Genomic DNA, 14,007 nt, shown 5'->3' with positions numbered 1-14,007 from the left:
TATACAATCTCGTAAGATGCTTAGGGAAAAAGTGAGGTCACACTGTGTTGCGCTCCAACTGTTCTTCCATTTCCTCCTGTTCCAAATCCGACAACTTGACGATTGAGAATCCGATCCCCGCATAAATCATCGATAAAATAGGAACAGTAAAATTCAAAATCGCGTAAGGGGCGTACTCAAAAGCATGAACGCCTAATGTTCCAAGGATAAAGACTCCACATGTGTTCCAGGGGATAAAGACAGATGTTAATGTCCCTCCGTCTTCCAAAGCGCGTGATAGATTTTTAGAGTGAAGCTTCTTCTTTGTATAGACTTTGGCATACATTCTTGCTGGAACGACGATGGAAATATATTGTTCCGAACAGGTGAGATTTGTCGCAAAGCACGATAGAATCGTTGTTGGGACAAGACTTCTCGCAGATTTTGCTGATTTCAAAATTTGATCAACAATCGCCTTTAGCATTCCTGTATTCTCCAGAATTCCTCCAAATGTCATGGCAACGATGGTCATGGAGACCGTGTACATCATGGAATCCAATCCGCCACGATTAAAGAGGTTATCTACCATTTCATTTCCTGAATCAATAGAGAAACCTGCCTGCAGCGTAGTGACCGTACTGCTCATCGTGTCACCCTGAATAATGACTTGACATAAAAAACCTAATAGAATACCAACTATAAGTGCAGGGACTGCAGGAACTTTCCGGATTACCAGCACAATTACAGCTAATGGGACAAGAAGCAGCCACGGTGAAATGACGAAGTTTTCATTCATAGCCATCATAGATTGTTGAATATTTTCCATATTGACGGATTGGGAACCAAATCCTCTCCCCAAGAACCAATACACTCCAAGAGCAATGATTAAAGCAGGAACAGTAGTGTACAGCATGTGTCGAATATGTTCAAACAAATCGGTTCCTGTTAGTCCTGATGCCAGGTTTGTTGTGTCCGACAATGGGGACATTTTATCACCAAAATAGGAACCTGAAATAATCGCCCCCGCAACCATGGGAGCAGAGATTCCCATACTGACACCTATCCCCATACCGGCCACACCGATGGTTCCCATTGTAGACCATGAACTACCAATCGCAAGCGAAACAACAGCACAAATGGTTGTAATCGCTACCAAAAACATGGACGGTGTAATTAACTTTAATCCGTAGTAGACCATCGTTGCCACAATGCCGCCGCCAATCCAAACGCCAATGGTCAGACCGACCAACATGATAATGGCAACAGCAGGCAAAGCTAATCGAATTCCTTTATACATGCTTTCTTCAATTTCATTCCATTGATAACCACTTTTCCAAGCAACTAAACCAGCTACAGCTGTCCCGAAAATTAAAGGGGTATGAGGGCTTCCTTCCAGTACAACAATCGTAACAAGCATAGCGACAATCATAAGAACAAGTGGGATAACAGCAAGTCCAAACGTCATTTCTTTTTTACGTGTTTCAACCATACGAACTCCCCTTCTATATTTTTATGTTTGCAAAAATATAAGGCGCAAGAAATCATTCTTCTTACTGATCTAACGTCTTTACTACTGTGTGAGCAAGGATCTCAATTCCAGAAAAAATGGCTTCCCGATCAAATGTCATCTGCGGATGGTGGAGACCAGGCTTTAGATTCGCCCCTAACCCTAGCATCGTTGCTTTTAAATGGGGACGCTTAATGGTATAGAAATGAAAATCATCTCCTCCAGATGTGACGATGGGTTCCATCGTATGTTCATTTCCGAGCACCTCTTTAATCGCCTCTTCCATATAGCCTTGAGCTTGACTGTCAGTCTCCGCAGCCGGTACATAGTCCATCACTCGAAGCGAAACAGGAAAATTGTAGGCTTTTTCCACCGCTTCAATTTTGCCTTCCACCTGTTCACGAAGCTGCTGAAGAGCCTCATTGGTTTGCGCACGTAAGTCAAGGGTAAATACAGCAGATCCTGGAATGATATTTGGATTGTCCCCTCCAGCTTGAAATTTAGTTACTTTGACTGAATAAGGGATCATTGGATCGAGGTAAATTCCTTTCAGTAACTCCACCATGGCGGAACCAGCCTCAATGGCATTATTACCTAAATGCGGACGTGCCCCATGTGTATCTTCACCTGCAATGTTCCCTTCCATAAACAGTCCTGCACCGTGAATGATCGCCGGTGAAGCTTGACCTCCTTTCATTTCCTGCACAGGTCTCAAGTGAACACCATACAAATAATCAACATCATCAACTACACCATTTTCAACCATTCTTAATGCACCATTTCCTGTTTCTTCAGCAGGTTGAAAAATAAATCGAACACTCCCTTTTGGAAGCCCTTTCATAAGAAGCGTAAGCAGGACTCCAACAGCCATACTCATATGGGCGTCATGACCACAGGAATGATTGGCCTGGAAAACTCCCTCTACTTCCTGCCAAAGAGCATCCATATCCGCACGTACCGCTACAACCGGCTTACCACTGCCGATTTCTGCAATAAGTCCGGTTGAGTCTGGAAAAGTAGTAACCTTTACTCCTTTTTCCTCTAGCAATTGTTTAAGATAGGTAGTTGTATTTTCTTCTTTCCAGCTGACTTCAGGATTTGTATGAAGATGGTCAAAAACGTTCTGGATATCTGGTTGGAGCTTTTCGACAAACTGCTTTACCATCATTTATAGCACCTTCCCGAACAAAATCATCATGTCTCCGTCCATTTCCTTTAATCCATAACCATAGCAGCCATTTTCCAAAAGCCGCTTTTGCTGCTGATAATCTTCGACTGCTGCTGCCGAATATGTACGCCCATCTATGGTCATGTCTCTTCGTAAATCTTTGTAGAGCACATACCGTAGTAAGCCGCCATACATGTCTTTGATTTGGGCAATCATCATTCCTTGAGCCAATTTATCTTTCAAGCTCGGATAATTTGTAGGAAAAACGGTACAGCAAAGATGGCGGTACTCATTCGAAGTTTGATTAAACACTGTCATAATCCATTTAGCCAATTTCTTCTGCAAGCCATTCCCCCGGTATTCGGGGAGAATACAAGTTATTTCCTGGTGTACGACCTTCATTTGCTCTGCTTTAGATAAACCTAAATCGCGTCCTAAATTTTCCTCATCATCACCCGGATAAAGAAGCGCACGAAAGGCGACCAACCGCTCCTGTACGAACACGCCAAGGACCAGCCCTTTGCCGTGAAACAGCTGGGTTAATTCTTCCTGGGTCAACGCCTGCAAAGATTCTTTGACTTGCAGCTGTTCGAAAACAGTATCCTGGACTTGTGAAATATGCGATAAATGCTCTGACTTTAGCCTGCTCACTTGAAAACCTTCCCGCATTCCATTGAACCTGTTCGTTAATTCTCCTTGGTACAAGACGTCCATGCCTTTCCCCTCTTTTCAAAATCTATAACGTTACCTTGACTCAACCTTGTCATACATTACTGTTAATTCTTCTAGTATTCTCTCATCGACCTCAACGCCCAGCCCCGGACGGTCGCGTAGTTCAATAAAAGGAACATCATACGGCAGTGACCCAATATCTTTGGCAAATTTTAACGGACCTGTTAACTCCACACTGGTTATGTCTTTTTTCGCAAAAGCTACGTGAAAACCTGCCGCCGAGCCAACCGAAGACTCAACCATTGATCCAACCTGACAGCTCATCCCTGCCATACTTGCCTGGTGAACAAGTTTTACGGCTGGATAAATACCACCGCATTTCATTAGTTTAATATTTACCTTATCGGCTGCACGCTTGCTGATCACGTCACGCATCTCCCTCGTTCCTTTAAGACCTTCATCGATCATTAATGGGAGGTGGGCTTTTTGTTTCACTTCCGCTAAAGCCTCTATATCATCAGCAACGACAGGCTGTTCAATCCATTCCACACCTTCGCTTTCTATTTGTTTGATGATGTCTAGCGAATCAGCACTAGTTTTCCAGCCCTGGTTGGCGTCAATTCGAATCCGGATATCCTCTCCGACTCTTTGGCGTACACTTTTAATCCGTTTAACATCCTTCTCTCGATCGATCCCTACTTTCATTTTCAGAATCTGGTAGCTTTTATCAACAGCTTGAGCCGCTTCTTCGGCCATTACGTCCGGCTCTTGGATGCTTAATACATGAGACAAGGGGAACCTTTCATGATATCTTCCACCTAATAGATTATAGATTGGTTGATTGACTGCTTTACCCATTATGTCATGGCAGGCAATATCAATCGCTGCCTTCGCTGTAGGAGACTGATAGATGCTTCGATCCATGATTTCATGGATTTTCTCAAGATGAAAGGGATTTTCTCCTACAACAGCCGGAGCCAGTGTATGTTTGAGTACCTGAAAGATACTTTCCCACGTCTCGCCGGTTACATGTTCATCGGCTACTCCCTCCCCATAACCGACAACGCCTTGATCTGTCTCCACTTTGACGATAACGCTTGGCATCGTTGTGTACGTTTCGTAACTAATAATGAATGGATCTATCAATGGCAGTTTTATGCCAAAAATACTGATCGATGTGATTTTCATGGCCACCCTATCTCCTTTTGATCGACAAAATATTACATGTCGCTTGGTAGACGTTTATTTGTAATAAACACCTTATCTTGAATTTTCAGATTTGTCAATCAACATTTTTGAAACAGATGATGGGGTAAGTTATAATGATGGTATTATTCTCAAGAGGGGTTACATAATGGTAGTGAAAATCGCTGTATTCGGCTCCAAAGACTTTATTCACCACATAAAAAAATATGAAAAAGACATCAGTAACATAGAACTCATTCCATATTCCTACAATCATCCCCGTGAATCCTTACAATTGATTCAACAGGCTGCATACTGTGATGTGTTTTATTTCTCAGGTTTTTTACCCTACTTTTTCTCAAAAGTTGAACTTGATAAGTTAGATGCCCCCGTGGTTTATGCAGGCTTAGACGAAATCTCTCTGAGCTTGTCTCTTTTCTATATTCAGCATCATTATCACATCCCAATTAGTCGTATAGCCATTGATCTAACCGATAAAAAAGATGTGTATAACGTATTAAACTATGTAGACATTCCAGCAGAACCTCTTCATATAAAAAATTATCAAGGGATTCTAGAAGACGATGCCAGCTCCTTTGATTTAGAGGAAATCATTCAATTCCATACCAATCTATGGCACGCAGGAGAAGTTGAGATCGTTCTGACCAGTATCCACGCCGTATATGACCGTTTAACGGAACAAGGCATCAACTGTATGAAAATGATCGAGTCTGAAAAGCAGATTGCCGATTCCCTCATCAAAGCCAAGACCGCTGGTAAATTGCAAAAAAGTGAATCCTCACAAATCGCTGTAGGCCTGATTTCCATTAATGACTATGACAGGTTGGTTGAGAATGTGCCTGTCGTGTATCAGCAAGAATACGTCACAAAGATTCGTCAACCACTCGATCAGTTTGCCAGAAAAATTAACGCATCGGTTCAGCACCTCCAAAAAGACCGGTTCGTCATCTACGGTACAAAGGGGGGAATAGAGTTCATTACGGAACACTTCCAGTCGATGCCTCTCCTTTCTGAAGTTGAAAACAACATGCAAACGTCAATCAGTGCAGGATTTGGGTTTGGTTTGACGACAAAGGAAGCAGAAAACCATGCCGCCATTGCCTTAAACGAAGCGAAGGCACTCACAAACAGCAGTGCATTTATTGTCACAGAGGATAAAAAAGTAATCGGTCCTTTAAACGAAAATAAAAAGTACCATCGATTAAAAACAGAAAACCATCAGTTACAAACTCTCGCTAAAACGTTGCATTTGAGTACAACCAATGTCGATAAAGTGATTCAATTCATCAAATCGAGGAACTCGCACCGTTTCACCTCATATGACCTGTCTGAGTATTTAGCAGTCAGCCGCCGCACCTCAGAAAGGATATTAAAAAAGTTCTCCGACCATCACTATTTACAGATTGTCGGAGAAGAGAAAACCTATCAAAAGGGGCGGCCAAGGGCAATTTATGAAATCAACTTACCGATTGATCAATTCAGTTAATTGAGTCTCGTTAATATAGAAAAAGGAACCCTTCCTGAGAGAAAGAGTTCCTTTATTGAATTCTATAGTTGATAATAAAAGGGCAAGTCAATTTTACAATTTTAAAAAACAGGTTATAATGAAGCATATACTAAAGAAGACCGTGGTGCTATTACACCACGGTCAGGTACAATAGCCCTTGAAGAGGGCGGCTCACATAGAGTTTATAGGAATAACCAACCACATGCTTGCCAGGCCTATGGGTGGTTATTTTTTTATCCTTAAAAAAAGAAACATAAACAGCCAAAATGGCTATTTATGCTTCTTGTAAGACCCGCGAATCGCTTTCCGCAGATTCATTTTTTTTTTGATCCACTAAGTTCAACGCCTGCGCTGTGGAAGTATGAATTTCTTTAATTAGTTCAGGGTTTTCCACTAGCTTCTTGCCATAAGAAGGAATCATTTCTTTGATTTTTGGTTCCCATTCTTTGATATGCTGCGGGAAACATTTTTCCATTAATTCAAGCATGACAGAAACGGCTGTCGAAGCACCTGGAGAGGCACCGAGCAATGCCGCGATCGAGCCGTCAGCAGAATGGACAAGTTCCGTACCAAATTGAAGGGTTCCTTTGCCGCCTTCTTTCGTATCTTTGATCACTTGTACACGCTGGCCCGCTGTGACTAAATCCCAATCCTCGCTCTTGGCGGTTGGAATAAATTCACGTAACTGTTCCATACGCTTTTCTTTAGATAAAATCACTTGTTCAATCAAGTATTTCGTCAAGGAAGCGTTTTTCACGCCTGCCGCGATCATCGTAAAGAGATTATCCTTGCGTACGGATGTAATCAAATCAAGCAAGGAGCCTGTTTTTAAAAACTTCGGTGAAAAACCGGCAAACGGTCCGAACAGCAGTGATGTTTTATTGTCGATAAAACGTGTATCCAAGTGCGGCACAGACATTGGCGGAGCTCCCACCTTGGCTTTGCCGTACACTTTGGCATGATGCTGTTCGATCACTTCTGGATTGTTACACACCATAAACTGTCCGCTAACCGGGAAGCCTCCAATATGTTTCGATTCAGGAATACCAGTCTTTTGCAGTAAATGCAGGCTTCCGCCGCCCCCGCCGATAAAGACGAAATCAGACGTATGGGTTTCAAGCTTATCGTTCGTGAGATCCTGCACCTTCACTTCCCACGCACCGTCGCTGGTCCGCTTGATATCCTGCACACTATGCTTGTAATTGACATCAAGGTCTGTACTTTCCAACGTGTCAAACAACTTACGCGTTAACGCCCCAAAGTTAACATCTGTTCCCGCATCGATTTTTGTAGCCGCGATCGCTTCATTTGAGGTCCGGTCTTTCATGATCAGCGGAATCCACTCTTTCAGTGTTTCCGGATCATCGGAAAACTCCATCGCTTCAAATAAAGGGTTGTCCACCATCGTATTAAAACGCTTTCTTAGAAACTTAACATTCTGCTCCCCTTGCACCATACTCATATGAGGCAATGGTCTAATGAACTCTTGAGGATTACGAATCAGATTACTGTTTACAAGATAAGACCAAAATTGCTTAGAAACCTGAAATTGTTCATTCACTTTGGTTGCTTTAGACATGTCGATCGAACCGTCCGGCTGTTCCTTCGTGTAGTTCAGCTCACACAGAGCAGCATGTCCCGTACCTGCATTATTCCATACGTTTGAACTTTCTTCCCCTCCACTTTCAAGCCTTTCAAACACGCGAATATTCCAGTCCGGCACTAGTTCTTTCAACAATGCTCCCAGCGTTGCACTCATAATTCCTGCACCAATTAAAATAACGTCTGTTTTACTCTGGCTGTGGCTCATTTTTCCCATCCTTATTCACTAAGATTTGTAAAAAGCAAAAGTATATAGGCGCTCCTACTTAGGCTTCACAATCATCCAGGGAGCAACCTAATTACGCATATCTTTTTTGACTCACTATACCCTAGTGTATCACTATTGTTTTAAAATTTAAAACTATATATCCGCCATTATTTAATTGCAATAGGCTATAAAAGGTTGGTAAGAAGTTCGTTCACAGATCCCTAGGAACACAAAAAACCTTAATCCGGTTTCCTCTGACCCAGCTTCGCTATAGCGTTAACGCACTAGGGGTCAGCACTTTCTATTAATAAGTTTTATCCTTATACAACCAAACTACATATATCTATCTTCCATACCAAAACCAAGGTGGTCGGTTTTTCGACGCTTTCCCTCCTGTGGGTTTAAACCGAAACCGTATTCCTTCTATTTCTAATGTCTTCAAATACGCCTCAATACTTCGATCACCAATCACCCCAAAGAGATCCACCTTTGATACGATGATCCATATACTCTAATTGATTATCTATGTAAGCAAGAAGATTATCACCTTGTTTCATATCTTGTACATCACTTTCTTCCGCAATCCCCTCTGCAACGGAAAGGGAAGAATTAGTCGGCATACCGCCAGTAACCAAAGCCCCTTTATCGCGTGAGTACTCATTACTTGGGCCCACCGAGACCAATTCTTCCTGTTTCATTCTTTCTCCTGGGGATACAGTCGTCTCTTCATCATTGCTTATTTAATGATAGTAACTTAAATATTCTATAAAAAGTTCTTTTAAATTCTCTTTATTTAACATAGGAGACATAACAACAGGGTAGCTCTTATTAAATTCGAAGATAACACGCCTTCCTACACGCTCATCATCTCCTAAATCTTCTCTTCCCTTTACTTTTGCTTTCAGAACTTTAGATAGATTAAGCTCATCAATGATACTCAATATATTCAGAAGGAAATTTTCGTTACGGATATTTCATACTTGATTATATAATTATATAAGTCTAAGTTATCTATAATTAATTCATAATATTTATGCCTATTCAAACAAAATAAGGGCGATTACTTTTATAGGTATTCTTCTATCAATAATTGTAGTTTTTTTGACATCACCCAGGCAACCAAATGTTTTCATATCCATTCTGAATTGAATAATCATATAGGTGAATCATTTTCTCTTCTCTATAATTCATCAGGTGTTGATTCTGCGTGACAATCTCCTGATGTCCCAATAAAACTTCATTTCTCTCCACGACCAAGCTAAGATAATCGCGAACGGGCAACTTATCATTTTTCGATGTATTACAGTGACTGCATGTTAAGACGAGGTTCCATAATTGATCCGACTGCACAAATGACCATGGAATGAAATGATCCACATGAGTTTTGGCCTGCCCTATATTTAAGTGCTTCCCACAATAGAAACACCTGTTTTCACAATATTGAAGTAGTAAACGTTCAAATGGCTTTAAAGTAGAACGCTTCGCAATACTTTCTACCTTTTCCAGCAAGTAATTGATGTGCGGAACATCGTTTAATTTCTCTATCATTTTAGCCATATGGTAATTTACGAGATCTATCATTAAGAGCTGGTACTTCCTCATGAATGTCAAAACAGCCCTGTTAAACTGGAACCTTTCTTCTTTATGGTCAAAAGCATAAAAGGAACCTTGCGTATCTCCATAAAGAGCTCCAAATACGTTTGTCTTCATTACTGCTTTTATTCTCGTAGTTACCTTCACTTGGATAGTGACATCAAGTTTATCAAAAGTTATATCTTCTGGAATACCTTCTTCTCGTTGAATTTCAATCAGTCGATTCACAACAGCTGATCCGCTTGTTCCCTGCTCTAATCCATGATGAATAACAAGGTTCCAATAGATTTTTGCAAAAGAATAAGCAAGCTGATCATAAGTTACCACTGCTTTATCATCCACTTGATACAAATTTTCAATCATAGCCTTCAATAAACCATATTTATAAGTTGCAGACTTCTTGGATCTTGTAGTTAAAATAGTTGTGAAGGTTCTCCAAATTTGTTCTTCTGTTAAATAGAGGGCTTGGAGTTCTCCTACCCGCAACTTGTGGCTCATAAATTACTCCTTCTCTAAAGAACTGTTTGCCTCTAACTTTTTTATTTATTAACAATTTGAGTCGATTTATTTGTCTGCTTTTCTTCCAACAAGTTATCAAAATAGGTCGTGTACTCTGAACCCCGCTGTAAGATATCATTAAATACTCAATACCCCGTGTCATGCCAACATAAGCGCATTTCCCCTGTTCTTATGTTCTTCCAATGCAAAGGGGCATTATCGCCATTCACATTAAATACCTCCTGAAAATATAATCCTTTACTGCTATCCAAAGTAGATAGTTTAACTTTTCCGTCTTTTTTACTATAGAGACGCTTCGACTCCTGGCTCTATGTTACCCATGTAAAAGGAATTCCATATTTATTTAAAATGTACTTCAATGTATCGACCACACCGACTATATGGGTGTGTTTAACGCGATACAATATAAGCATATCATCATATGGGACAAGCTTTTCGCTATGTAAATTCTTTATTGTCTTGGCAACAATTTGTGCTTCAGGGGACCAACTCTTGGCACGTAGTAAAACAGGGTCCGGACCTTTTCTTCGCGTGCTTTGAGGCGGGGTAATTTCCTGTTCTTCAACAGAACCTGTCACCAATTTCTTGGATGCGCCTGGTAGAAAACCCACGCAAACTGAATGATTTGAGAGGTGTTCCGATAGTTGATATTCAAAACTTTAGAGCGAATCAAGCCCTGTATGTTGTAAATAGTCTCGTCCTCGCTGATAGGTCGTTTGAACCCGATCTTCAACAAGTAACATGGAGTATGTTCAAAACGGCCTCTATGGCTTCTGGCTGTGCAACCTTGGCTCTGGTTTGGACTGATATGTACTTTTCTTCTCCCCGATTACTCCCTGATAGGATCCATCATTTCGCTCTTGTCCTATTGTCATATTTAGCTCTTCCTGCTTTGTCCAGGTTTGGGCTAAGTCAACAAATAATCACCTGTTAAGATCTTGATATCAGCGCCTCTAAGTGCAGCCGCTTCTAATGCTGAATAAATTTCTCCTACCCCTGATTTCATGACAAATGAGGTCATAATATAAATGGTTTTAGAATGATTAATATGGTCTAGAATTTCCTGTAGAAGTCGTCCTGTATGGAGTTTTACTTCGTTACTCAATCCTGAACCTCAACAAGATAAATTTGTTCTTTAAAAGCCCCTCTTTTTTCGGCTTTATCCTTACGAATCTCCTCCACCTTATCCATAGATTCTCCATGAACATTTGCCAGAGCATGCATTAATTCTAGTAAATCAGCCATTTCCTTTAATGCTTCCTCATCATTTTCCGCTATGAGGTATTCGTTTAGCTCTTCCTGAAGTTTTTCCTTCAGTGAATCTATGTATTCCTTATCATCTAGAATCTTTGTTTCAAATTCTTTCCTGTCTTTTTCTGTAATTTCTGGAATTCTATCACGTACAAGCTTGTTATAAACTGGCATATTATTCTCTCCTTACATGGATTATGGTTCTGCTAAATTTATTATAAATCATATGTAGCTATTTAGACATTCCCCCTATTCAGGATCCCTCCTCATGGCTTTTTTCTATAGCCGCACAAAAGTAGATTCTTAGAAAACATATCCATATATTTATTAACAGTATAAAATAATGATTTGTGGGTTTGTTACAAAAATAATTCAATAGTTTACAATTATGTTACATTAGGTTAATATTTTTATAGATTATGTAACAAAATCGTACTTAAATTCCTTTTTTAATGAAAGGTTAATGCATTTTCAATGCTTTTAAACTGCAGCTAATGAAATTATAATACCTTCAATTAAGATCTTAATCATAAATTAGCGATATCAAAAGACATGTAGCAGTAAAACTGGCATGTTCTTATCTCTGTATAAAGGAGGAATCTAATTTGCCTACATTAGATGAAGTAAAACAGCAAATTAAACATCTTGATGGAATGGAGAAGTTGTTTGGCGGAAAGGAAATCAAAGTACTCCCGAACATTCTGCATGAGAACGAGAAAATTGAAAGAATGATTACAGGAAGCTACGATAATGGAAATGGTATATCAGTTGCTACAGAACAGAGAATTATCTTCATTGACAAAGGAATGTTTGGAAAACTAAAAGTTGGGGATTTCAACTTTAGTGAACTGGAATCAATCGACTCAAAGCTCGGTGTTATGTTTGGAAAAATCGTTGTCACTTCTTCCACAAGAAAAGCAAAGATAGAAAACGTTGATAAAAAACAAATGTCAACCTTTGTTGATTTCATTTACTCGAAATGTCCTCAGTGCCAAGACCCCCTGGAACCTTCTGAAAAAGTAGAAACTACATCAAATCAAACCAGTGATGTCTCTACAACTCAGAGCGGCTTCTTCCAGAAAGCGAAGCACCATTGGGATAACGCTGTTGAAGAAGCGAAACGCAAAGATGCTGAACACAAGCAACGTAAGGCTGATAAAAAAGAAGCGTTACGTAAAGAACTTGCTTATTGGTTCGGCTCTTCCCCTTCAACCACACAGGAAGTTAAATACTCCGTTAATCGCGAAGCCTTTAAACACTTGAGAAATAAGGTCTTTGTTGAGAATGAAAAGCCTCAAAAAGCTATTTTCGTTGAATACGACAAAAGGAAAAATACTGAAATTGACGGCGTACTCGTTGCTACCACTGAACGGTTAATTTTCGCTTATAAATATAAGTATGAACAATACGTCGAGGATTGGGATTACTCAAAGATAAAAGGATTTCACCTTAAACCGGATGGATTTAAGTGGGAATTATATTTTGAAATTGGCCGTTCAAAGAAAAAGTTTGATGATATTAAAAAAGACGATAACCTAAAAGAGTTTCTAAGTATTGTTGAACAGAAAATAAACCAACCTCAACCAAAGAAAAAGAAAACATCTAACCGAGGAAAACAACCTGATAAGTATCAACAGCTAGAAAAGATCGGCAAACTAAAAGAACAAGGAATTCTCACGGAAGATGAGTTTCAGTCTGAAAAGCAAAAAATATTAAATAGTTAAGGAGGCTAAGAATGTTTTTCATTCAACTCATTTTATTAATTGCCCTATTCATGGGTGTAATTGCATTGTTTAGAGGGCATCTGTACTTTTTAAAAGTTCCAATCCCAAACAGAAAAGTTGCTGCAATCATAACCATCATTTCATTGATCTTTATTGGTATCTTACCTAGTTCAGAAGAGCCCTCAAGTTCTCAAGGAAAGACTAAATCAGAAGAAGTTGTCAAAGATCAAGATGATGAAAAGAAAAGTGAGCAGGATCAACAAGAATCAGATGAGGAAGTTTCTGAAGAAAACCCTAAAACTGAGGAAGCCATGAACCATCCAACAAACGGAGATACATCAAGTAGCAAGCAAAAACCGGAAACCTCTGAGCTAAAACAGAACAAGTCCAATAAGACAAATGCCACTGTTACACGTGTTATCGATGGAGATACCCTTGAAGTAACCATGAATGGAAAAACAGAAGATGTTCGCTTACTTCTCATTGATACACCCGAAACTGTTCACCCCTCAGAGCCTGTTCAGCCGTTTGGTCCTGAAGCTTCTCAGTTTGTAAAAGAAAAACTCCATGGAGAAAAAGTCAGAGTAAAGATCGGGAAGGAAGAACGTGATCAATACGGACGTTTGCTTGCTTATGTATTTATTGATGGTGAAACAATCCAGGAGAAACTTTTGCGAAAAGGACTTGCAAGGACAGCATATCTATACAATGACTTAACGATGCTTGATGAGTTTCATGAGGCACAAAAGCCAGCAAGAACATCAGGTATTGGTGTATGGTCAATTCCTGGTTATGCTCACGTTGATCATGACCATGGCTATCACTACAAAGAAGAACCTGAAACACAACCTGAACCAGAGCCAGAACCAGATCCGGAACCTAAACAGGACTCAAACACAGGATTAAAATACAATCCTAATGGCCCTGATCGGGATTGTGGTGACTTTAGTACCCACCAGCAAGCACAAGCATTTTTTGAAGCTACTGGAGGCCCCGCTTCTGACCCTCATCGTTTAGATGGAGAAGGGGACGGTCTTGTTTGTGAAAGCTTATAATTTCTTATCTTTACTA

The 14,007-nt window shown here is 40.1% G+C and carries 13 protein-coding genes; 3 read left to right on the top strand and 10 right to left on the bottom strand.

What is annotated here, in order from left to right; all coding sequences use genetic code 11:
* Positions 1–37: 37 nt before the first annotated feature.
* The 4 genes from nhaC to B5354_RS04160 form a co-directional block, all read right to left on the bottom strand.
* Positions 38–1,468, bottom strand: a complete 1,431-nt coding sequence (nhaC, locus tag B5354_RS04175; RefSeq protein ID WP_079526189.1) for a Na+/H+ antiporter NhaC — start codon at positions 1,466–1,468, stop codon at positions 38–40.
* 61 nt (positions 1,469–1,529) lie between these two features.
* The gene (locus tag B5354_RS04170; RefSeq protein WP_079526770.1) at positions 1,530–2,651 is read right to left on the bottom strand and encodes a M20 peptidase aminoacylase family protein; all 1,122 of its coding nucleotides are present in this window, start codon (positions 2,649–2,651) and stop codon (positions 1,530–1,532) included.
* 3 nt (positions 2,652–2,654) lie between these two features.
* The gene (locus B5354_RS04165) at positions 2,655–3,368 is read right to left on the bottom strand and encodes a hypothetical protein (RefSeq protein ID WP_079526187.1); all 714 of its coding nucleotides are present in this window, start codon (positions 3,366–3,368) and stop codon (positions 2,655–2,657) included.
* A 30-nt stretch (positions 3,369–3,398) separates the two neighbouring features.
* Positions 3,399–4,514 carry a mandelate racemase/muconate lactonizing enzyme family protein gene (locus B5354_RS04160; protein ID WP_079526185.1) on the bottom strand — a complete coding sequence of 372 codons (1,116 nt, stop codon included), beginning with the start codon at positions 4,512–4,514 and terminating at the stop codon, positions 3,399–3,401.
* Positions 4,515–4,680: 166 nt separating this feature from the next.
* On the opposite strand from B5354_RS04160, the gene B5354_RS04155 reads away from it, so the two are divergent.
* Positions 4,681–6,018 carry a GTP cyclohydrolase IIa gene (locus B5354_RS04155; protein ID WP_079526183.1) on the top strand — a complete coding sequence of 446 codons (1,338 nt, stop codon included), beginning with the start codon at positions 4,681–4,683 and terminating at the stop codon, positions 6,016–6,018.
* A gap of 295 nt (positions 6,019–6,313) precedes the next feature.
* Here the strand turns inward: B5354_RS04155 and B5354_RS04150 are convergent, their stop codons facing one another.
* The 6 genes from B5354_RS04150 to B5354_RS04120 all read right to left on the bottom strand — a co-directional run bounded on the left by B5354_RS04150 (position 6,314) and on the right by B5354_RS04120 (position 11,386).
* The gene (locus B5354_RS04150) at positions 6,314–7,849 is read right to left on the bottom strand and encodes a malate:quinone oxidoreductase (protein WP_079526181.1); all 1,536 of its coding nucleotides are present in this window, start codon (positions 7,847–7,849) and stop codon (positions 6,314–6,316) included.
* A 461-nt stretch (positions 7,850–8,310) separates the two neighbouring features.
* Positions 8,311–8,547, bottom strand: a complete 237-nt coding sequence (locus tag B5354_RS04145; RefSeq protein WP_079526179.1) for a hypothetical protein — start codon at positions 8,545–8,547, stop codon at positions 8,311–8,313.
* A 409-nt stretch (positions 8,548–8,956) separates the two neighbouring features.
* Positions 8,957–9,940, bottom strand: a complete 984-nt coding sequence (locus tag B5354_RS04135) for an HNH endonuclease domain-containing protein (RefSeq protein WP_079526177.1) — start codon at positions 9,938–9,940, stop codon at positions 8,957–8,959.
* Between the two features lie 329 nt (positions 9,941–10,269).
* On the bottom strand, positions 10,270–10,542 hold the full coding sequence (locus tag B5354_RS04130) for a hypothetical protein (protein ID WP_079526175.1): 273 nt from the start codon (positions 10,540–10,542) through the stop codon (positions 10,270–10,272).
* Between the two features lie 326 nt (positions 10,543–10,868).
* A complete protein-coding gene (locus tag B5354_RS04125; protein ID WP_079526173.1) occupies positions 10,869–11,066 on the bottom strand; it encodes a phospholipase D-like domain-containing protein in 198 nt (65 codons plus the stop codon).
* On the bottom strand, positions 11,063–11,386 hold the full coding sequence (locus B5354_RS04120; RefSeq protein ID WP_079526171.1) for a nucleoside triphosphate pyrophosphohydrolase: 324 nt from the start codon (positions 11,384–11,386) through the stop codon (positions 11,063–11,065). Before B5354_RS04120 ends, B5354_RS04125 begins: the two co-directional genes overlap by 4 nt.
* A 431-nt stretch (positions 11,387–11,817) precedes the next feature.
* Here B5354_RS04120 and B5354_RS04115 point away from each other — a divergent pair, with 431 nt between their 5' ends.
* Together B5354_RS04115 and B5354_RS04110 are read left to right on the top strand one after the other, a co-directional pair.
* Positions 11,818–12,936 (top strand): PH domain-containing protein, encoded by a 1,119-nt coding sequence (locus B5354_RS04115; RefSeq protein ID WP_079526169.1) that lies wholly within the window; start codon positions 11,818–11,820, stop codon positions 12,934–12,936.
* A gap of 11 nt (positions 12,937–12,947) precedes the next feature.
* The gene (locus B5354_RS04110) at positions 12,948–13,991 is read left to right on the top strand and encodes a thermonuclease family protein (protein WP_079526167.1); all 1,044 of its coding nucleotides are present in this window, start codon (positions 12,948–12,950) and stop codon (positions 13,989–13,991) included.
* Positions 13,992–14,007: the final 16 nt, after the last annotated feature.

It is taken from the genome of Halobacillus hunanensis, from assembly GCF_900166655.1.
In the GTDB taxonomy this organism is placed as follows: Bacteria; Bacillota; Bacilli; order Bacillales; family Halobacillaceae; genus Halobacillus_A; species Halobacillus_A hunanensis.
Note: the sequence above shows the minus strand (reverse complement) of the source record. Positions and strands in the feature narration are given on the sequence as shown.

Coding starts and splice junctions, on each gene's coding strand:
- nhaC (WP_079526189.1), bottom strand. CDS start 1,468: ATGGTTGAAACACGTAAAAAAGAAATGACGTTTGGACTTGCTGTTATC.
- B5354_RS04170 (WP_079526770.1), bottom strand. CDS start 2,651: ATGGTAAAGCAGTTTGTCGAAAAGCTCCAACCAGATATCCAGAACGTT.
- B5354_RS04165 (WP_079526187.1), bottom strand. CDS start 3,368: ATGGACGTCTTGTACCAAGGAGAATTAACGAACAGGTTCAATGGAATG.
- B5354_RS04160 (WP_079526185.1), bottom strand. CDS start 4,514: ATGAAAATCACATCGATCAGTATTTTTGGCATAAAACTGCCATTGATA.
- B5354_RS04155 (WP_079526183.1), top strand. CDS start 4,681: ATGGTAGTGAAAATCGCTGTATTCGGCTCCAAAGACTTTATTCACCAC.
- B5354_RS04150 (WP_079526181.1), bottom strand. CDS start 7,849: ATGAGCCACAGCCAGAGTAAAACAGACGTTATTTTAATTGGTGCAGGA.
- B5354_RS04145 (WP_079526179.1), bottom strand. CDS start 8,547: ATGAAACAGGAAGAATTGGTCTCGGTGGGCCCAAGTAATGAGTACTCA.
- B5354_RS04135 (WP_079526177.1), bottom strand. CDS start 9,940: ATGAGCCACAAGTTGCGGGTAGGAGAACTCCAAGCCCTCTATTTAACA.
- B5354_RS04120 (WP_079526171.1), bottom strand. CDS start 11,386: ATGCCAGTTTATAACAAGCTTGTACGTGATAGAATTCCAGAAATTACA.
- B5354_RS04110 (WP_079526167.1), top strand. CDS start 12,948: ATGTTTTTCATTCAACTCATTTTATTAATTGCCCTATTCATGGGTGTA.